The sequence below is a fragment of the Amycolatopsis sp. NPDC051758 genome (assembly GCF_044453095.1).
Lineage (GTDB): Bacteria > Actinomycetota > Actinomycetes > Mycobacteriales > Pseudonocardiaceae > Amycolatopsis.
The window spans coordinates 663,182-682,093 of sequence record NZ_JBITCJ010000003.1 but is presented as its reverse complement, the minus strand read 5'-3'; the positions used below and the strand labels follow the sequence as shown (position 1 = coordinate 682,093).

At 70.9% G+C, this 18,912-nt stretch carries 16 protein-coding genes; 11 read left to right on the top strand and 5 right to left on the bottom strand.

The window, feature by feature from the left end; translation table 11 throughout:
• Positions 1–74: 74 nt before the first annotated feature.
• From ACIA5G_RS18550 to ACIA5G_RS18540, 3 genes are all read left to right on the top strand, one after another.
• A complete protein-coding gene (locus ACIA5G_RS18550) occupies positions 75–686 on the top strand; it encodes a pentapeptide repeat-containing protein (RefSeq protein ID WP_395924551.1) in 612 nt (203 codons plus the stop codon).
• A gap of 99 nt (positions 687–785) precedes the next feature.
• The gene (gene miaB, locus ACIA5G_RS18545) at positions 786–2,279 is read left to right on the top strand and encodes a tRNA (N6-isopentenyl adenosine(37)-C2)-methylthiotransferase MiaB (protein WP_395924549.1); all 1,494 of its coding nucleotides are present in this window, start codon (positions 786–788) and stop codon (positions 2,277–2,279) included.
• The gene (locus ACIA5G_RS18540; RefSeq protein WP_395924547.1) at positions 2,276–2,749 is read left to right on the top strand and encodes a hypothetical protein; all 474 of its coding nucleotides are present in this window, start codon (positions 2,276–2,278) and stop codon (positions 2,747–2,749) included. The genes miaB and ACIA5G_RS18540 overlap by 4 nt, the downstream gene beginning before the upstream one ends.
• On the opposite strand, the gene ACIA5G_RS18535 is transcribed toward ACIA5G_RS18540, so the two are convergent.
• Together ACIA5G_RS18535 and ACIA5G_RS18530 are read right to left on the bottom strand one after the other, a co-directional pair.
• Positions 2,746–3,177: a hypothetical protein gene (locus tag ACIA5G_RS18535; protein WP_395924545.1), complete on the bottom strand. Its 432-nt coding sequence runs from the start codon at positions 3,175–3,177 to the stop codon at positions 2,746–2,748. The two genes, ACIA5G_RS18540 and ACIA5G_RS18535, sit on opposite strands and share 4 nt — an antisense overlap.
• A gap of 147 nt (positions 3,178–3,324) precedes the next feature.
• Entirely contained in the window at positions 3,325–4,638 is a 1,314-nt protein-coding gene (locus ACIA5G_RS18530; RefSeq protein WP_395924543.1) for a DUF349 domain-containing protein, read from the bottom strand.
• Positions 4,639–4,856: 218 nt separating this feature from the next.
• Here ACIA5G_RS18530 and miaA point away from each other — a divergent pair, with 218 nt between their 5' ends.
• Positions 4,857–5,783, top strand: coding sequence for a tRNA (adenosine(37)-N6)-dimethylallyltransferase MiaA (gene miaA, locus ACIA5G_RS18525; RefSeq protein ID WP_395924541.1), 927 nt, complete (start codon positions 4,857–4,859; stop codon positions 5,781–5,783).
• Positions 5,784–5,793: 10 nt separating this feature from the next.
• Complete coding sequence (dapF, locus tag ACIA5G_RS18520) at positions 5,794–6,624, top strand: diaminopimelate epimerase (protein WP_395924539.1); 831 nt, start codon at positions 5,794–5,796, stop codon at positions 6,622–6,624.
• A gap of 16 nt (positions 6,625–6,640) precedes the next feature.
• On the opposite strand, the gene valS is transcribed toward dapF, so the two are convergent.
• Together valS and ACIA5G_RS18510 are read right to left on the bottom strand one after the other, a co-directional pair.
• Positions 6,641–9,154 carry a valine--tRNA ligase gene (gene valS, locus ACIA5G_RS18515; protein WP_395924537.1) on the bottom strand — a complete coding sequence of 838 codons (2,514 nt, stop codon included), beginning with the start codon at positions 9,152–9,154 and terminating at the stop codon, positions 6,641–6,643.
• Between the two features lie 9 nt (positions 9,155–9,163).
• Entirely contained in the window at positions 9,164–10,420 is a 1,257-nt protein-coding gene (locus ACIA5G_RS18510) for an MFS transporter (RefSeq protein ID WP_395924535.1), read from the bottom strand.
• A gap of 62 nt (positions 10,421–10,482) precedes the next feature.
• On the opposite strand from ACIA5G_RS18510, the gene ACIA5G_RS18505 reads away from it, so the two are divergent.
• The 3 genes from ACIA5G_RS18505 to ACIA5G_RS18495 are packed head-to-tail and all read left to right on the top strand — an operon-like array spanning position 10,483 to position 13,543.
• Positions 10,483–10,986, top strand: a complete 504-nt coding sequence (locus ACIA5G_RS18505) for an ArsR/SmtB family transcription factor (protein WP_395924533.1) — start codon at positions 10,483–10,485, stop codon at positions 10,984–10,986.
• Positions 10,987–11,028: 42 nt separating this feature from the next.
• Positions 11,029–12,477 carry a GTPase HflX gene (gene hflX, locus ACIA5G_RS18500; RefSeq protein ID WP_395924531.1) on the top strand — a complete coding sequence of 483 codons (1,449 nt, stop codon included), beginning with the start codon at positions 11,029–11,031 and terminating at the stop codon, positions 12,475–12,477.
• 52 nt (positions 12,478–12,529) lie between these two features.
• Positions 12,530–13,543, top strand: coding sequence for an esterase-like activity of phytase family protein (locus ACIA5G_RS18495; RefSeq protein WP_395924529.1), 1,014 nt, complete (start codon positions 12,530–12,532; stop codon positions 13,541–13,543).
• A gap of 234 nt (positions 13,544–13,777) precedes the next feature.
• On the opposite strand, the gene lexA is transcribed toward ACIA5G_RS18495, so the two are convergent.
• Entirely contained in the window at positions 13,778–14,437 is a 660-nt protein-coding gene (lexA, locus tag ACIA5G_RS18490; RefSeq protein ID WP_395924527.1) for a transcriptional repressor LexA, read from the bottom strand.
• A gap of 362 nt (positions 14,438–14,799) precedes the next feature.
• Here lexA and ACIA5G_RS18485 point away from each other — a divergent pair, with 362 nt between their 5' ends.
• The 3 genes from ACIA5G_RS18485 (at position 14,800) to ACIA5G_RS18475 (ending at position 18,908) form a co-directional block, all read left to right on the top strand.
• A complete protein-coding gene (locus tag ACIA5G_RS18485; protein ID WP_395924525.1) occupies positions 14,800–15,273 on the top strand; it encodes a LysM peptidoglycan-binding domain-containing protein in 474 nt (157 codons plus the stop codon).
• Between the two features lie 299 nt (positions 15,274–15,572).
• Entirely contained in the window at positions 15,573–16,067 is a 495-nt protein-coding gene (gene nrdR / locus ACIA5G_RS18480) for a transcriptional regulator NrdR (protein WP_395924523.1), read from the top strand.
• A 30-nt stretch (positions 16,068–16,097) separates the two neighbouring features.
• On the top strand, positions 16,098–18,908 hold the full coding sequence (locus ACIA5G_RS18475; RefSeq protein ID WP_395924521.1) for a vitamin B12-dependent ribonucleotide reductase: 2,811 nt from the start codon (positions 16,098–16,100) through the stop codon (positions 18,906–18,908).
• Positions 18,909–18,912: the final 4 nt, after the last annotated feature.

The following is an 18,912-nucleotide window of genomic DNA, read 5'->3' as shown; positions in this document are numbered from 1 at the left end:
CCGGGCGCGCTGACACCCGACGGACACCAACCTGACACGACGGCTGACACGGCGGACGAGGTGGCGACCTGCTGATGGCACGGACGTTGAGCCAGGCCGAGTTCGACGCGCTGCTGGCCGACCACCGGCAGTGGAACGACACCAAAGGCGGCCGGCAGCTGGACCTGACCGGCCGTTCGCTCACCGGGCTGCGCCTGGCCGGACGCCGGATGGACGGCGCGGTGCTCCACGAAGCCGACCTGTCCGGCTGCGACCTGACCGGCACGGATCTCAGCCATGCCGAACTCATCGGCGCGAACCTGCGGCACGCGAAGCTGACCGGCGCCGACCTGTACAAGGTCGACTTCACCGCCGCGGATCTCACGGGCGCGGATCTGACCGGTGCCCGGCTCGTCCGCGCCAACCTGTCCGGAGCGGTGCTGACCGGGGCGGTGCTCGACCGCGCCGACCTGACCAAGACCTACTTCTTCCGCACCGATCTCCGGGGCGCGAAACTCCGCGACGCCCGCCTGGACCGGGTCGGGTTCGACGCCGACCAGGTCAGCGGATGGGACGCCGCCGGCGCGACCGGGACGGTGCTGGCAGGCAGCGTCGTCACCGGCGCCGGCGGTCCGGCCGACGCGATCGACGCACTACGCCAGGCCGGGGCGCTGGTCCGGCCGTTCGCCGGGAAGGAAGCGCCGTGAACGATCCGTCGCTGCCGAGCCCGCCGGACCAGATGACTCGACGTCTGGACCGGGAGGGACGCGGAGCCGCTGGTGGGCGCGGGTCTACCCTGAAGGGCGATGACCGAGACACAGGCACCCAGGGCGTACCAGATCCGCACCTTCGGTTGCCAGATGAACGTGCACGACTCCGAGCGCCTCGCCGGGCAGCTCGAAGAGGCCGGGTACGTGCCGGTGGACGCCGGTGCCAAGCCTGACCTGATCGTGTTCAACACCTGCGCCGTGCGGGAGAACGCGGACAACAAGCTCTACGGCACCCTCGGGCACCTGCGGCCGGACAAGGTCGCGAATCCCGGGCTGCAGATCGCCGTCGGGGGGTGCCTGGCGCAGAAGGACCGCGGGGACATCGTCAAGCGGGCGCCGTGGGTGGACGTCGTCTTCGGGACGCACAACATCGGGTCGCTGCCGACGCTGCTCGAGCGGGCGCGGCACAACGCCGAGGCCGAGGTCGAGATTCTCGAGTCGCTCGAGACGTTCCCCTCGACGCTGCCTGCGCGCCGTGAATCGTCCTACGCGAGCTGGGTGTCCGTTTCGGTCGGCTGCAACAACACCTGCACCTTCTGCATCGTGCCCGCGCTGCGCGGCAAGGAGCGCGACCGGCGGCCCGGCGAGATCCTCGCCGAGGTCGAGGCGCTCGTCGCCGAGGGCGTGCTGGAAGTCACGCTGCTCGGCCAGAACGTGAACTCCTACGGCGTCGAGTTCGGTGACCGGCTGGCCTTCGGGAAGCTGCTGCGCGCGACCGGCGCCATCGACGGCCTGGAGCGGGTGCGCTTCACCTCGCCGCACCCGGCGGCGTTCACCTCCGACGTCATCGACGCGATGGCCGCGACCCCGAACGTCTGCCACCAGCTGCACATGCCGCTGCAGTCCGGGTCCGACCGCGTGCTGCGCGAGATGAAGCGGTCGTACCGCTCGGCGCGCTTCCTGAAGATCCTCGACGAGGTCCGCGCGGCGATGCCGGACGCGGCCATCACCACCGACATCATCGTCGGCTTCCCCGGGGAGACCGAAGAGGACTTCCAGGCGACCCTCGACGTCGTCGCCGAGTCCCGGTTCTCCAGCGCCTTCACCTTCCAGTACTCGATCCGCCCCGGCACGCCGGCCGCGACGATGCCGGACCAGCTGCCGAAGGCGGTCGTGCAGGAGCGCTACGAACGGCTCGCCGAGCTGCAGAACACGATCTCCTGGGAAGAGAACAAGAAGATCGTCGGACGGCGGGTCGAGCTGCTCGTCGCCGAGGGTGAAGGCCGCAAGGACGCCGAGACGCACCGGATGAGCGGCCGCGCCCGCGACGGCCGCCTGGTGCACTTCGCGCCGACCGGCGGTGCGGTGGACCGGACGGTCCGCCCCGGCGACGTCGTCGAGACGGTCGTGACCTACGGCGCGCCGCACCACCTGGTGGCCGACGGTGACCTGCTGTCCCACCGGCGGACTAGGGCCGGTGACAACGCGGAGGCCGGGCTGCGGCCGAAGACGAGCGGCGTCACGCTGGGACTGCCGGGCTTCGGTGCCCCGGCCGCCCAGCCGGAGCCGGTGAGCGGGTGTGCGCTGTGACGGAGTCCAAGGGCAACGGTGAGCTGGCCGAGCTGGCCGCCGAGATCGACGAGGTGGGCGACCACGCGTCACGCACGGTGGAGCTGGGCCGGCGCGGGTTCACCATCGCCGTGCTCATGTTCGTGCTGCTGATCTGCCTGCTCCTGCCGTGGGTCGGCGAGCACGCCGGCTGGCAGGTGCTGGCCGGCGAGGGCGGCGGCATCCCGCAGCTGTTCGCGGCGACGTCGACCGCCGTCGGCATCCTCGCTTCGGCGCTGGCCCTGGTGACCCGGCGGTGGTGGCTGGCCTGGGTGTGCGCCGCCGGCGGCTGGTTCGCTTCGGTGGACGGGCTGCTGGCCATCTGGTCGCAGCAGTCGTCGCACGCCAGCGGAGCCGCGGGCGGCGGACCCGGCTACGGCCTGATCATCGCCTGGATCGCGATGATCTGCCTCGCAGTGTCGTGGATGCGGACCGCGTTCTCGCGGAACTAGAGCACCACGATGCCGATCAGGCTCGACACGACGCCGACGTAGAGCTCGGTCTCCGGGTGGAAGACCCGCAGCGTGACGTTCGCGCGGATCTTGAAGCTCACGCTGAACTTGAAGACGCCGTTGGGCTTGCAGGTACCGGTGGTCAGGTCGACCCAGACGCCGGCCTTGAGCTGCTGGACGATCACCGGCTCGCCGCCGGAGAGGCTTTCCTGCCCGCCGAGGTCGGCGAACGAGCCCTTGATCTTCGTCTCTTCGCCGACCTTGACGCGGTTCTTCTCGGCCTTCGCCTCGAGCTTGGCCTTGTGCTTCTTCTTGCCCTGGACGGCGGCGGGCGCGGGGCCGGTGGCGGCCAGCGCGACGGTGGGCGCGGCGAGCGCGACGGTGCAGGCGATGACCAGCGCGGACACGAGGTTCGATGGCTTGCTCATGATCGAAGTGGAGCACCGGCGCGATCGGAAAGCGCCGGAAGACCCCCGGCCGTGCGGCCCGTCACACCGCTTCGGGTGACGCGTTAACCGTCCGCTTGCCGACGAAGGCCCCCTCGCCGAAGCGAAGGGGCCTTCGGGAGCGAGAACTCAGCGGTCGGCGACCGCGGCCTCCGCCGCCTGCAGCCACTCGCGCCACTGCGCAGCCTGCTCGTCCGCCTTCTTCGCCCGGCGCTCGTCTCCCGCCGCACGCGCCTTCGCCGCCTGGGACTCGAACTGCTCGACGCGCTCGCGGAACTGCGCGGCCCGAGCCTGCGCCTCCGGGTCCGTGCGGCGCCAGCGGGAGTCCTCGGCGGACTTCACCGCGTCCTGGACCGCCTTCAGCCGGCCGTCGAGCTCGCGGATCCGCTCGCGCGGGACCTTGCCGATCTCGTCCCACTGCTCCTGGATCTTGCGCAGGGCGTTCTTCGCCGCTTCGAGGTTCGCCGCCGCGTCGATCTTCTCGGCTTCGACCAGCAGCTCTTCCTTGCGGGACGCGTTCTGCGTGAACTCCGCGTCACGCTCGGAGAACACCGCGGACCGGCGGGCGAAGAACTTGTCCTGCGCCGCGCGGAACCGCTGCCACAGCGCTTCGTCGCTGTCCTTCGGCGCGCGGCCGGCGGCCTTCCACTCGGTCATCAGGTCCTTGTAACGACCGGCGGTCTCGCCCCAGTCCTCGGACTCGCTGATGGCCTCGGCCTCGGCGATGAGCTCTTCCTTGCGCGTCTTGGCCGAGGCGCGCTGCTTGTCCAGCTCGGCGAAGTGGGAGCCACGACGCCGGTTGAAGCCCTCGCGGGCCTTGGAGAACCGCTTCCACAGTTCGTCGTCGGTCTTCCGGTCGACGCCCTTGACCGTCTTCCACTCGTCCAGGATCGCGCGCAGCCGGTCGCCCGCCGCCTTCCACTGGGTGGAGTCGGCGGCGATCTTCTCGGCCTCCTCGGCCAGCACCTGCTTGCGGGCGACGGCCGCCGCGCGGGCCTCTTCGCGCTCCTGCTTCGCGCTGGCCAGCGCCTTCTCGGCGTGCCCGATGACGTACTCCAGCCGCGCGGCGAGCGCGGCCAGGTCGCCGACCAGCGAAGACTCGGCCAGGCCGTCCCGGAGCTGGGTGGCGCTCGACAGCGCGTGCTTCGGGTCGCCCGCGCCGGAGGCCAGCCGCGTCTCCAGCAGCTCGACCTCGGTCCGCACGTCGTCGAAGCGGCGGGCGTAGTGCACCAGGCCCTCGTCGGGGCTGCCGGCCTGCCAGACGCCGACGGCGCGCTCACCCTCGGCGGTGATGACGTAGACGGTGCCCTCGTCGTCGATGCGGCCCCAGGTGGACGGGGTGGGCTCGGCGGGCGGCACGGGCGGGGCGGCGTGCCCGGCGTGCAGCGCGTGCGGCACCGGGTGCGGGGCCGGGGTACCGGTGGAAGTGTTCTCCTGGGCCATCGCAGGCTCCTTATCGCCTGTACGCCCGCTTGCGCGGGCGCCCCGCCGCGGAAGCGGGGCCGGGTAATGCGGTCGTCACGGGCCGTGCTCGGATGCTACGGCCCCACGCGGCATTCAAGCAGCTCAGCGCGCACCGTGGTACTGGATGAGCCACTCGAAGCTCGTGATCCTACTTCCGGTGGACGCTCCGTGGCGGCCCGCCGGTATCGTCAGCCGCCGTGACCAGCCCCGCCGCGCCGCCCGGAATCCGTCCCGTGGCGGTGGTCGGGCCGACGGCCACCGGCAAGACCGCGCTGGCCGTCGACCTCGCCCTCGAACTCGGCGGAGAGGTTGTCAACGCCGACGCGTTGCAGCTCTACCGGGGGATGGACATCGGCACCGCCAAGGCCACCGAGGCCGAGCGCCGCGGCGTCCCCCACCACCTGCTCGACGTGCTGGACGTGACCGAAACGGCGTCCGTCGCGGCCTACCAGCGCGACGCGCGAGCCGAGATCGAACGGCTCCTGGCCGCCGGCCGGGTGCCGGTCCTGGCGGGCGGGTCCGGCCTCTACGTCCAGGCGGTGCTCGACGACCTGCGCTTCCCGGGCACCGACCCGGCGGTGCGCGCCCGGCTCGACGCGGAGGCGGCCGAACTCGGCACGCCCGCGCTCTACACCCGGTTGGGTGAACGCGATCCGGCCGCCGCGGCCGCGATCCTGCCGACCAACACCCGGCGGATCGTGCGTGCCCTCGAGGTCATCGAGATCACCGGCGAGCCGTTCTCGGCGAACCTGCCCAAGCCCGGCCCGGCCCGGTACGGCACGGTCGTGATCGGTGTCGACCGGGCGCCCGAGGAGCTCGACGAGCGCGTGAACGAGCGCGTCCGGCGGATGTTCGCCGCCGGGCTGGTCGACGAGGTCCGCACGCTCGTCAAGGAGGGCCTGCGCGAGGGGAAGACGGCGTCGCGGGCGCTCGGGTACCAGCAGGTGCTCGCCGAGCTGGACGGCGAAGGCGACTTCGAGGCGGCCGCCGCGGCGACGGCGCAGGCCACCCGGCGCTTCGTCCGGAAGCAACGTTCCTGGTTCCGGCGCGACGGGCGGATCGACTGGTTCGACGGCGGCGAGGCCGGGCTGGCCGCACGCGTCCTGCATACCCTGGGCAGGTAATCTTTCCCTTATGGGCGGAATCGAGTTCCTCAAGGGGCACGGCACGCAGAACGACTTCGTGCTGCTCCCCGATCCGGCGGGCCGCCTCGAGCTGACCGAGGCGAAGGTCGCCGCGCTGTGCGACCGCCACCGCGGGCTCGGGGCCGACGGCGTGCTGCGCGTCGTCCGGGCCGCCGCGCTCGAAGTGCCGTCCGAAGGCGAGTGGTTCATGGACTACCGCAACGCCGACGGCTCGATCGCGGAGATGTGCGGCAACGGCACCCGCGTCTTCGCTCGTTACCTCGTCGAGTCGGGGCTGGCGGCCGAGGGCGAGTTCGTCATCGGCACCCGCGCCGGCGACCGCCCGGTGGTGGTGCACCCGGACCGTTCGGTGACCGTCCAGATGGGACCGGCGACGATCACCGGCACCTCGGTCACCGTGGTGGCGGGCCGGCCGTTCTCCGGCGTGGCGGTCGACGTCGGCAACCCGCACCTGGTGTCGCTGCTCGACGATGACGACGTCGCGGACCTCGACCTGCGCGACCAGCCCGACTTCGACCACGACGTCTTCCCGCACGGGGTCAACCTCGAGTTCGTCAACCGGCTCGGCGAGGGCGCGCTGCGGATGCGCGTGCACGAGCGCGGGGTGGGGGAGACGCGGGCGTGCGGCACCGGCACGGTCGCCGCGGTGGCGGCGGCGTTCCACCTGGCCGGCACCGACACCGGAGCGTCCACTGTGGACGTCCCGGGCGGCCGGGTCGAGGTGACGGTCTCGCGCGGCGCGTCGACGCTGTCGGGCCCGGCGGAGATCGTGGCGCGCGGCGAGATCGACGAAGCCTGGTGGGCCGCCGCCGGTTCCTGACGGCGGCCCACCGGCGTCAGACCTGAGCCTCGATCGCGAAGTCGCCTTCGCTCGTCTTGACGTCCGCGATCGTGCCCGCCGTCCGGATGTCCGGCTCGATGTCCGCGAACCGCGCCAGGACGTCGGCCGGGCCGGTCACCGTGAGCGTCTCGACGGACGAGCGCATCGACACCTTCGCCTCGGTCTTGGCCCGGCGCACCGCCGCGATCACCGCGCCGGCCAGCGCCAGCAGTTCCGGATCACCGTCGGACGCGGACGCCGTGGGCCACGGCGCCCGGTGCACCGAGCCCTCCTGCCACCACGACCAGACCTCCTCGGTCGCGAACGGCAGGAACGGCGCGAACAGCCGCAGCACCGCCGACAACGCCGTCACCAGCGCCGCTTGGGCCGACGAAGCTCCCGAAGGGCCGCTGTCGCCGTATGCGCGGCCCTTCACCAGCTCGACGTAGTCGTCGCAGAACGTCCAGAAGAACGTCTCGGTCACCTGCAGCGCCCGCGCGTAGTCCAGCGCCTCCAACGCCGCCGTCGCCTGCTCGATGACGACAGCCAGCGAAGCCAGCAGCGCCCGGTCCAACGGCTCGGTCGGGACGGCAGACGGGGACGGCACACCCAAGCCCAGAACGAACCGGCTCGCGTTGAGCAGCTTCGTCGCCAGCCGGCGGCCGACCTTCATCTGGCCTTCGTCGACCGCCGTGTCGACGCCGGGGCGCGCGCTCGCCGCCCAGTAGCGCACCGCGTCCGAGCCGAAGCGCTCCAGCATGTCCACCGGCGTTGTCACGTTGCCCTTGGACTTCGACATCTTCTTGCGGTCCGGGTCGAGCACCCAGCCCGCGATCGACGCCTCCCGCCACGGCAGCGCACCGTGTTCCAGCTCCGCGCGCACCGCCGTCGAGAACAGCCAGGTGCGGATGATCTCGTGCGCCTGCGGGCGCAGGTCCATCGGGAAGATCCGCTCGAACAGGTCGTCGTCGACGCTCCAGCGGCCGACGATCTGCGGTGTGAGCGACGACGTCGCCCAGGTGTCCATCACGTCCGCCTCGGCGGCGAACCCGCCCGGGACACCACGCTGGTCCTCGGTGAAGCCCGGCGGGACGTCACTGCTCGGGTCCACGGGCAAGTCGTCCGGCAGCAGACGCGCGTCGTAGTCCGGCTCGCCGTGCGAATCGAGCCGGTACCACAACGGGATCGGCACGCCGAAGAACCGTTGCCGGCTGACCAGCCAGTCGCCGGCCAGGTTCTCCACCCACGACGAGTACCGCACCTTCATGTGCTTCGGCACCCAGTTCAGCTCTTCGCCGCGAGCCAGCATGCGAGCCCGGAACGCCTCGTCGGTGCCGCCGTTGCGCAGGTACCACTGCCGGCTGGCGACGATCTCCAGCGGCTTGTCACCCTTCTCGTAGAACTTCACCGAGTGCGTGATCGGCCGCGGTTCCCCCTGCAGGGCACCGCTTTCGCGCAGCAGGCGCACCATGATCTCGCGTCCCGTGTGGACGGTCTTGCCGATGAGTGGCGCGTACGCCTCCGCCGGCACGTCGTGCGGCGCGTCGGGCAGGAATCGTCCGTCCCGGCCCAGCACCACCCGCGTGGCCAGGCGCAGCTCGCGCCACCACGTGACGTCCGTGGTGTCGCCGAAGGTGCACACCATCGCGATGCCGCGGCCCTTCTCGGGGTCGGCGAGGTGGTGCGCCACCACCGGCACCTCGACGCCGAACACCGGCGTCCGCACCGACTTCCCGAAGAGCGGCTTGAACCGCTCGTCGTCCGGGTGCGCGACGAGTGCTACGCACGCGGGCAGCAGTTCCGGCCGGGTCGTCGCGATCACGACGTCCGAGCCGTCTTCCGCCGTGAACGCGAGGTCGTGGAACGCGCCCGGGCGCTCGCGGTCCTCCAGCTCGGCCTGCGCCACCGCCGTCCGGAACGTGACGTCCCAGAGCGTCGGTGCTTCGGCCTGGTAGGCCTCACCGCGGGCGAGGTTGCGCAGGAACGCGCGCTGCGAGATCAGCCGCGAGTCGTGCCCGATCGTCTGGTAGGTCATCGTCCAGTCGACCGACAGCCCGAGCTGCCGCCACAGCGCTTCGAAGACCTTTTCGTCGGTCTCGGTCAGGGTTTCGCACAGCTCGACGAAGTTGCGCCGCGAGATCGAGACTACGTCCTTGCCCGGTTTCTCCGGGGCGCGGAAGTCCGGGTCGTAGGGCAGCGACGGCTCGCAGCGGACGCCGAAGTGGTTCTGCACCCGGCGTTCGGTGGGCAGGCCGTTGTCGTCCCACCCCATCGGGTAGAACACCTCGAACCCGCGCATCCGCTTGAACCGCGCGACGACGTCGGTTTGGGTGAAGGAGAAGACGTGCCCGATGTGCAGCGACCCGCTGACCGTCGGCGGCGGGGTGTCGATCGAGTAGATCTCGTCGCGGGTCTTCGTCCGGTCGAACCGGTAGGCCTCCGTGGACTCCCATACGGGTACCCACTTGGCCTCCAGACCGTCGACACCGACCTTGTCCGGGACTCGCGGGTTCGTGAAGGGAGTTGTCATGAAGCAACTCTAGGCGGTGGTGGCACCTGCTTTTTCCGTGACGGGCAGGTCGCGCATCTTCCGCAGCGGTGAGCACACCACCCAGAGCGCCGCGGCCGCCTCACCGGCGGCCGCCACCCACACCGCGCCGCGCAGCCCGAGCGTTTCGCCGAGCGTGCCGCCCAGGAGCCCGCCGAGCGGCAGTGTGCCCCAGACGAGGAACCGCACACTCGCGTTCATCCGGCCGAGCAGCCGGTCCGGGCAGATCGCCTGCCGGTAGGAGACCTGGGCGACGTTGTAGACGATCACCCCGAACCCGTAGACGACCTCGCCGACCGCGGCGAGCACGAGCCGCCAGTCCGCGCCGGTCCAGGGGAGCAGCAGGTGCGCTGGCCAGGACAGCAGCGGGACCAGCCAGATCGTGCGAGCGTGCCCGATCCGGCGGGTCAGCGCGCCGGAGAAGACCGCGCCGAGGACGCCGCCCGCGCCGCCGATGGCGAGCATCACGCCGACGAGCGCGGGGGACAGCCCGACGGTGCGGGTGAAGAACAGCACCTGGACCGCCACGAACGCGCCGCCGAAGAGGTTCGCCGTCGCCGTGCACGCCACGCTCGACCGCAACGGCTTGTCGGAGAAGACGAACCGCAGTCCTTCCGCGATCTGCGGCGCCAGGCGGGTGTGCCCGGTGCGGTCCGGTTCCGGCTCCACCGCGCGGATCCGCAGCAGGCACAGCGCCGACGTCAGGTAGCCGAGGGCGGTGCCGAGCACCGTGTTGGCCGCGCTGATCAGCTGGACCAGCACGCCCGCGCCGCTCGGCCCGGCGACCTGCGCGACCGACTGGACCGCCTGCAGCTTCGCGTTGCCCTCCAGCAGGTGCTCCCGGCCGACGAGCGAAGGCAGGTACGACTGGTAGGCGACGTCGAAGAACACCGTGGCGACGCCGACGAGCAGCACGACGACGATCAGCTGCGCCAGCGTCAGCACACCGGCCCACCAGGCGAGCGGCACGCTCAGCAGCAGCGCGAAGCGGATGAAGTCGGCGGTGAGCATGACCCGGCGGCGGCGCAGCCGGTCCACCCACACCCCGGCGGGCAGCCCGAGCAGCAGGAACGCGACCGTCTGGGCCGCGGTCAGCAGGCCCATCTGGAACGGCGTCGCGGCCAGCGTCACCGCCGCGAGCAGCGGCACCGCGGTGTAACCGACCGCGGTGCCGAACTGGCTGGCCGTGTCGCCGGCCCACAGCCGTCTGAAGTCGGCGTGGAAGAAGAGTGATGACCCCCTGGACATGGGATCGAGTGTGCCGCGAGTGATTGGAAAGTGTCAATCACTGTTCGCTCTAGGCTGTGCGCGTGCTCCCCGAGAAACGACGTACCGCCACCGAAGCCGAGGCCGCCGCGCTGGCCTCCGGAATACGGCTGCGCATCATCCGGTTGACCTTCTCGGAGGCGCTGACGAACAAGGAGCTGGCGGAACGGCTGGGCCGGGATCCCGCGACGACACTGCACCACGTGCGCAGGCTCGTCGACACCGGCTTCCTCGCCGCGCAGCCCCCGCGCCGAGGGACCCGGGGTGCCCGGGAAATCCCGTATCTTTCGACGGGCCTTTCGTGGACACTCGACTCATGCGGTGACAAGGACGTGGAACAGGCGGTGCTCGAGGCCTATCTGGCCGAGATCGCCGAAACCGGATTCGAGGGCGTGCACCAGTCGCGCCTGGTCGTCCAGGTGGCCCCCGAGGAGCGGGCGGAGCTGGAAACGCGGCTCAACGCCCTGCTCGAGGAGTTCCGCGCGCGTCCGCGCCGGCCCGGCGCCGAACGCACCGCGATCTACCTCGCCACCTATCCCAGCACGTAAAAGTTCGGTTCCCGCGGCGAATCGTGGGAACATGGAGGCACGATGACAGAACTGACACACACCGAAGACCACGACGACGACCTGTACAACGCCGAGCTGTCGACGGGCGAAATGGAGCTCGAGGACCGGGCGTCGCTCCGCCGGGTCGCGGGGCTGTCCACGGAACTCGACGACGTCACCGAGGTCGAGTACCGGCAACTGCGGCTCGAACGCGTGGTGCTGGTCGGCGTGTGGACCGAGGGCACCGCCCTGCAGTCCGAGGCGTCGCTGGCCGAGCTGGCGCGCCTGGCCGAGACGGCGGGCTCGGAAGTCCTCGAAGGGCTCATCCAGCGGCGGACCAAGCCGGACCCGGCCACCTACATCGGCTCGGGCAAGGTGCGGGAAGTCCGCGAAATCGTCGGGTCCACCGGCGCCGACACCGTGATCTGCGACGGCGAGCTCTCGCCGGGCCAGCTGCGGCAGCTCGAGGAGAAGGTGAAGGTCAAGGTCATCGACCGGACCGCGCTGATCCTCGACATCTTCGCCCAGCACGCCCGGTCCAAGGAGGGCAAGGCGCAGGTCGAGCTGGCCCAGCTGCAGTACCTGATCCCGCGGCTGCGCGGGTGGGGTGCGTCGCTGTCCCGGCAGGCCGGTGGCCGCGCCGGGGGCGCGAACGGCGGCGTGGGCCTGCGTGGTCCCGGTGAGACCAAGCTCGAGACCGACCGGCGGCGGATCAACAAGCGCGTGGCGAAGCTGCGCCGTGAGATCGCCGCCATGGACACCATCCGCGAGACCAAGCGCGGGCGGCGGCTGGCCAACGAGGTGCCCAGCGTGGCGATCGTCGGGTACACCAACGCCGGCAAGTCGAGCCTGCTCAACGCGCTGACCGGGGCCGGGGTGCTGGTGGAGGACGCGCTGTTCGCCACCCTCGACCCGACCACGCGGCGCGCGCAGACCAGCGACGGGCGCGGCTACACGCTGACCGACACCGTCGGGTTCGTGCGGCACCTGCCGCACCAGCTGGTGGACGCGTTCCGCTCGACGCTGGAGGAGGCCGCGGACGCGGACCTGCTCGTGCACGTCGTCGACGGGTCCGACCCGGCGCCGGAGGAGCAGGTCAGTGCGGTGCGCGAGGTGCTCGGCGAGATCACGCGCAAGCGCAAGGAGCCGCTCCCGCCGGAGCTGCTGGTGATCAACAAGATCGACGCGTCCGACGAGGTCAGCCTCGCCCGGCTGCGGCACGCGCTGGCCGGCTCGGTGCCGGTGTCGGCGCGGACCGGGGCGGGCATCGCCGAGCTCGTCGAGGTGATCGCCGACCGCCTGCCGCGGCCGGAGGTCACCATCGAGGTCCTCGTGCCGTACACGCGTGGCGAGCTGGTCGCGCGGGCGCACGCGGACGGCGAAGTGCTGGAAGAGGAGCACGTCGAGGACGGCACGCGCCTGCTGGTGCGGGTCCGCCCCGATTTCGCCGCGGCTTTGCGTGAGTACGAGACCAACTCGACCAGGGCCTGACACGTCTCCGTAGTGTGCGGACAGCGAGTTCGCACACTACGGAGGTGGCTGGGTGCGCTGGATGGTCGCGGTTGCGGCGGTTTTCTTGGGCGTGCTCGGTGGGCCTGTCCCGGCTTCCGCGGCTCCGGCTGCTCCGGAGCCGCTGTGCACGATGAAGGACTCGCGGATCGGCGAGCTGTCCGGCCTGGTGTCCGACGGCTCGCGGTTCTACGCGATCAACGACGGCGGCACCAAGGTCCAGGTGTTCGTCCTCGGCCGGGACTGCAAGGTGCAGAAGGTCCTGACCGACAAGACGGACCCGTTCGACGTCGAGGACCTGGCCCGCACCCCGGACGGGCGGCTGTGGCTGTCCGACACCGGTGACAACGAGAAGGGCCGGCTGACGGTCGCGCTCCTGGAGATGAGCCCCCAGGGCAAGGTCGCGCTGCACCGGCTCACCTATCCCGACGGCCAGCACGACACCGAAGCGCTGATCATGGACAAGGCGGGGACGCCGTACCTGATCACCAAGGACATCCTGGGTGAGGCCCGGGTCTACCGGCCGTCGGGCCCGCTGGCCAGTCCCGGGCCGACCAACCTGGAGAAGGTCGGCACGGTGAAGATCGCGGAGACCGACACCCAGGGCGGCCCGGTCGGCTCGTTCGGCTCGGTCCTGGTGACCGGCGGCGCGTCGATGGCCGACGGGAGCGCCGTCGCACTGCGGACCTACACCGACGCTTACGTCTACGCGGTGCCGGACGGCGATGTTCTCGCCGCACTGCAGCGCACCCCGGTCCGGATCCCGTTGCCGGGGGAGAAGCAGGGCGAGGCGATCGCGTTCGATCCCGACGGGACGCTGGTCTCGGGCAGCGAAGGTGTCGGCCAGCCCCTCCGCACGGTGGCGGGGGCGGCAGCGTTGGCCGCTTCAGCGGCACCTTCGTCGGACGGAAAACCGGCTTCGAGCGCGAGCGGCACCGGATCGTCGGACGGCGGGGGAGTGCCGATCCTGCCGGCGGCGGGCATCGCGGTCGCCGTGGTGGGGCTGGGCTGGTTCGGGTTCAGCAGGCTGCGCCGCCGCCGGAGCTGAACGGATCGTCCTTCGCGCGGTGCGGGGCGCGGCCGCTCAGGCCGCGCAGTCCTGCGCACCGCGCGAAGGAAACACTTCGACCGGTGGGAGCGCGTCGTCCGGCGCGGTGGGCCGGGACCGGGCTTTCCCGTCCGTCCGCCGCCGGGACTGCGCTCGCCGGGCTCGGCTCCCCACGGCCGAGACCACTCGATCCGGTGAAGCTTCCGGGCCGTGCGATAGCCCGGAAGCCACCTCTTACAACCTGCGCAAGACCGCCACGACCTTGCCGAGCACCGTCGCGTCGTCGCCGGGGATCGGCTCGTACGCCTCGTTGTGCGGCATCAGCCAGATGTGGCCGTCCTTGCGCTTGAACGTCTTGACCGTGGCCTCGCCGTCGATCATCGCCGCGACGATCTCGCCGTTGTCCGCGTCCGGCTGCTGCCGGACCACGACCCAGTCGCCGTCGGTGATGGCCGCGTCGACCATCGAGTCGCCGGTGACCTTGAGCAGGAACAGCTCACCCTCGCCGACGATCTCCCGCGGCAGCGGGAACACGTCCTCGATGGCCTGCTCGGCCAGCACCGGGCCACCGGCGGCGATCCGGCCGACCAGCGGCACGTACGCCGCCTTCGGCATGACCGGCTGCTGGTCCATCTCGATGCCCATGGGGTTGTCGTCGGTCGCGGAGAGCACGCCGACCGCGCGGGGGCGGTTCGCGTCCCGGCGCAGGTAACCCTTGCGCTGCAGCGCGCGCAGCTGGTGCGACACCGACGACGTCGAGGTCAGGCCGACCGCTTCCCCGATTTCGCGGACGCTCGGCGGGTAGCCGAACCGGCTCACCCACGAGCGGATCACGTCGAGGACCTGCTGCTGGCGGACGGTGAGAGCGTCGTCCACGTCGTACACCTCGGGCATGGCGTGCACCTTGCCCGAGCCACCGGGGGACCCACTCGTCCTGCCCGCCTTGTTCTCCTTTGCCACTGCGTCGCCTCCCAGACGTTCGCTGCACGTATCTGCGCGCCGGCCGCCGCCCGCGGGGGTGCGGGCAGCCTCGCCGGCGGCATCTGCCCGGCAGATGCCCTGGTCACCGACGTTAGCCCCCGGGCACGACGATTTCAAACATCTGTTCGATCGACACGCCGTGTCCGCTCGATTTTGTCGGTGGTAGGTGGTAGACCTTCGCACGGGCGTTCGATAGAACGCTTGTTCGACCTTGATCCGCGAGCCGCAGCCGGTTCGCCGGATCGGGCGGACACCAGGGTTTCGAGGAGGTTCGGATGTCCATTCTGGCCGAACGCGGTCCGGCTCGCCCGGCGACCCCGGTTCCGGCGCCACCCCGTCCTGTGCGCGTCTTGCGCGGGCGGCGTGGTGAGGTGCAGCGCCCGCCGACACGCGCCCGTGTCGTCGCGGGGCGCCGCCCGGCCGGCGCGCCGTGCGCCGCGCCCCGCCGGGTGCCGGTGCGGTGGCCGTGGCTCGCCGCGCTCGCGGTCGCGAGCTGTCTCGTGGTCACCGGATTGGGTCTTCTGAATGGCGGAGTTTCCGCCGCGCCGGTGCCCGAGCAGACCGCCACGGTGTCGGTCGGGCAGGGCGACACGCTCTCTTCGCTGGCCGCGCGATTCGCGCCGAACAGCGAGCCTGGCGCGGTTGTCGCTCGCATCAAGGAGCTCAATCGCCTGGACCAGGCCGTTTTGGTGCCCGGGCTGCCGCTCACGGTCCCGGTCGCCGACGCCGCGGCCGTCTCCGCTCCCTGACTTGCCGGGGCCGTCAACCGCTCTCACCCGGGCGGGGATCCGGCCGGGCGCGCCGCTTGCGTGCACCCCTCCCGAGTTCTACTCTCAGCCGCTATATGTAGTAGTTACACCGCTGTAGTTGGTCCACAGGTTGGGGTAGACTGGGCAGCAGTTGTCCACAGCTGGTCGGCTCTCACCCACCGGATGTCCACAATTCGATCACCAGGTGCAGGGGTGCCGGGTGCTCGAGGCACGGCCACGCGTGGTGGCCGGCGGACGTCGACCGGGGCGGCCGGCGCGGAGGGGAAGGTGATCGGCGGATGAGGTGCCCGTTCTGCCGGCATGCGGACTCTCGGGTCGTCGACTCCCGAGAGGTGGATGAAGGCCAGGCGATCCGGCGGCGGCGCTCGTGCGCGTCGTGCGGACGTCGGTTCACGACGTCGGAGACGATGGTGCTCGCCGTCGTCAAGCGCTCGGGCGTGACCGAACAGTTCAGCCGGGACAAGGTGGTGAGCGGCGTCCGCCGCGCCTGCCAGGGCAGGCCGGTCGACGACGACGCGCTGCAGCAGCTCGCGCAGCGCGTGGAGGAGTCGATCCGCTCCGCCGGGCTGGCGGAGATCCCGAGTCACGAGGTCGGCCTGGCCATCCTGGGCCCGCTGCGTGAGCTCGACGGGGTCGCCTACCTCCGGTTCGCCAGCGTCTACCGCTCCTTCTCCTCGGTCGAGGACTTCGAGAAGGAGATCGCCGATCTGCGCGAGGCCATAGCGGGGTCTGCTGCCCAGGAGGAGAGCGATCAGCGCGAAGACGGCGATTGACCGTCCCGCTGCGGGAGTGAGGGTTCGACCATGACCGAGACCGTGGGAACCGGGGCCGGCACGGCCACCGGGAAGAAGAGCAAGGCCGGCCGTGGCTTGACCGCGCGGCGCGTCTTCACGACCGAGGGCCGGCACCCGTACGACCAGGTGACCTGGGAGCAGCGGGACGTCGTGATGACCAACTGGCGCGACGGCTCGGTCAACTTCGAGCAGCGCGGCGTGGAGTTCCCGTCGTCCTGGTCGGTCAACGCCACGAACATCGTCACCAGCAAGTACTTCCGCGGCGCCGTCGGCTCCCCGCAGCGCGAGCGCAGCCTCAAACAGCTCATCGACCGCGTGGTGCACAGCTACGTCAAGGCCGCGGGTGACCACGGCTACTTCGCCACGCCGCAGGACCTCGAGATCTTCGAGCACGAGCTCACCTGGATGCTGCTGCACCAGGTCTTCAGCTTCAACTCCCCGGTCTGGTTCAACGTCGGCACGGCGTCGAAGCAGCAGGTCTCGGCGTGCTTCATCCTCGCCGTCGACGACACCATGGAGTCGATCCTCAACTGGTACCGCGAGGAGGGCCTGATCTTCAAGGGCGGCTCCGGCGCCGGCCTGAACCTCTCCCGCATCCGCTCCTCGAAGGAGCTGCTCACCTCCGGCGGCACCGCATCGGGCCCGGTCTCGTTCATGCGCGGCGCCGACGCGTCCGCGGGCACCATCAAGTCCGGCGGCGCCACCCGGCGCGCGGCGAAGATGGTCGTGCTCGACGTCGACCACCCGGACGTCGAGGAGTTCATCCAGACCAAGGCGCGCGAAGAGGAGAAGATCAAGGTCCTGCGCGACGCCGGGTTCGACATGGACCTCTCCGGCGCGGACATCTCCTCGGTGCAGTACCAGAACGCGAACAACTCGGTCCGCGTGACCGACGAGTTCATGCAGGCGGTCGAGAACGGCACGGACTTCGGCCTGCGCGCCCGGCTCACCGGCGAGGTGATCGACCGGACCGACGCGAAGAAGCTGTTCCGCACGCTGGCCCAGGCGGCGTGGGAGTGCGCCGACCCCGGCATCCAGTACGACGGCACGATCAACGACTGGCACACCTGCCCGGAGTCGGGCCGGATCACCGCGTCGAACCCGTGCAGCGAGTACATGCACCTCGACAACTCGAGCTGCAACCTGGCCTCGCTGAACCTGCTCAAGTTCGTCACGCCCGAGGGCACGTTCGACGCGCCGCTGTTCGCCCGCGCGGTCGAGTTCGTGATCACCGCGATGGACGTCTCGATCTGCTTCGCGGACTTCCCGACCGAGCCGATCGCCGACACCACGCGGAAGTTCCGCCAGCTCGGCATCGGCTACGCGAACCTGGGCGCGCTGCTCATGGCGCTGGGCCACGCGTACGACTCCGAAGGCGGCCGCGCGCTCGCGGCGTCGATCACGTCGCTGATGACCGGTGTTTCCTACCGGCGCTCGGCCGAGCTGGCCCAGGCCGTCGGCGCGTACGAGGGTTACGCCCGCAACGCGGAGGCGCACCAGCGCGTCATGCGCAAGCACGCGGCGGCGAACGAGCTCGTCCGCACCTACCACTCGAACGACGCCGCGGTCCGCGCGCTGGCGACGGACGAGTGGAAGAAGGGCATCGACATCGGCACGAAGCACGGCTGGCGCAACGCGCAGGCGTCCGTGCTCGCACCCACCGGCACCATCGGCTTCATGATGGACTGCGACACCACCGGGATCGAGCCGGACTTCTCGCTGGTGAAGTTCAAGAAGCTGGTCGGCGGCGGCTCGATGCAGATCGTCAACCAGACGGTGCCGCGCGCGCTGGAGGCGCTGGGCTACCCGGCCGAGCAGGTCGAGGCGATCGTCGAGTTCGTGGCGCAGAACGGCCACGTCGTCGACGCGCCGGGGCTGCGTCCCGAGCACTACGAGGTGTTCGACTGCGCGGTCGGCGAGCGCTCGATCGCGCCGATGGGGCACGTCCGGATGATGGCCGCGGTGCAGCCGTTCCTCTCCGGCGCCATCTCCAAGACGGTCAACATGCCGGAGACGGCGACGGTCGAAGAGGTCGAGGAGATCTACTTCCAGGGCTGGAAGCTCGGGCTGAAGGCGCTGGCGATCTACCGCGACAACTGCAAGGTCGGCCAGCCGCTGTCCACGGGCAAGAAGGACAAGGCCGAGGCGGAGCCGGAGAAGGTCGTCGAGTACCGGCCGGTGCGCAAGCGCCTGCCGAAGAAGCGCCCGAGCCAGACGGTGTCGTTCACCGTCGGCGGCGCGGAGGGCTACCTGACGGCGGGCTCGTACCCGGACGACGGCCTCGGCGAGATCTTCGTCAAGCTGGGCAAGCAGGGTTCGACCCTGGCCGGCGTGATGGACGCGTTCTCGATGTCGATCTCGGTGGGCCTGCAGCACGGCATCCCGCTCGAGTTCTACGTCTCGAAGTTCTCGAACCTGCGCTTCGAGCCGGCCGGCATGACCGACGACTCGGACATCCGCATCGCGACGAGTGTGATGGACTACCTGTTCCGCCGCCTGGCGCTGGACTACCTGCCGTACGAAAAGCGTTCGCAGCTGGGCATCCTGTCCGCGGACGAGCGTTCGGCGGAGGTGGAGGCCACCTACGGCGGTGGTGTCGACGTCGAAATGCTCAGCTCCACAGTGGACTCCTCACCCGAGCCGCACGCGGAGGAAGCCGCGCACCCGCACCGCGAAGCCCAGACGACGACGGAGCTGATGGAGCTGCGCCTCGGCAAGGCGGCGGACGCCCCGCTGTGCATGACGTGCGGAACGAAGATGCGCCCGGCCGGCTCGTGCTACGCCTGCGAAGGCTGCGGCGCGACGTCGGGTTGTAGCTGACGTC

Bases quoted from the DNA above. Each gene is read 5' to 3' on its own strand.
- ACIA5G_RS18550 (WP_395924551.1), top strand. From the start codon at position 75: ATGGCACGGACGTTGAGCCAGGCCGAGTTCGACGCGCTGCTGGCCGAC.
- miaB (WP_395924549.1), top strand. From the start codon at position 786: ATGACCGAGACACAGGCACCCAGGGCGTACCAGATCCGCACCTTCGGT.
- ACIA5G_RS18535 (WP_395924545.1), bottom strand. From the start codon at position 3,177: ATGAGCAAGCCATCGAACCTCGTGTCCGCGCTGGTCATCGCCTGCACC.
- ACIA5G_RS18530 (WP_395924543.1), bottom strand. From the start codon at position 4,638: ATGGCCCAGGAGAACACTTCCACCGGTACCCCGGCCCCGCACCCGGTG.
- dapF (WP_395924539.1), top strand. From the start codon at position 5,794: ATGGGCGGAATCGAGTTCCTCAAGGGGCACGGCACGCAGAACGACTTC.
- valS (WP_395924537.1), bottom strand. From the start codon at position 9,154: ATGACAACTCCCTTCACGAACCCGCGAGTCCCGGACAAGGTCGGTGTC.
- ACIA5G_RS18510 (WP_395924535.1), bottom strand. From the start codon at position 10,420: ATGTCCAGGGGGTCATCACTCTTCTTCCACGCCGACTTCAGACGGCTG.
- hflX (WP_395924531.1), top strand. From the start codon at position 11,029: ATGACAGAACTGACACACACCGAAGACCACGACGACGACCTGTACAAC.
- lexA (WP_395924527.1), bottom strand. From the start codon at position 14,437: ATGCCCGAGGTGTACGACGTGGACGACGCTCTCACCGTCCGCCAGCAG.
- ACIA5G_RS18485 (WP_395924525.1), top strand. From the start codon at position 14,800: ATGTCCATTCTGGCCGAACGCGGTCCGGCTCGCCCGGCGACCCCGGTT.
- nrdR (WP_395924523.1), top strand. From the start codon at position 15,573: ATGAGGTGCCCGTTCTGCCGGCATGCGGACTCTCGGGTCGTCGACTCC.
- ACIA5G_RS18475 (WP_395924521.1), top strand. From the start codon at position 16,098: ATGACCGAGACCGTGGGAACCGGGGCCGGCACGGCCACCGGGAAGAAG.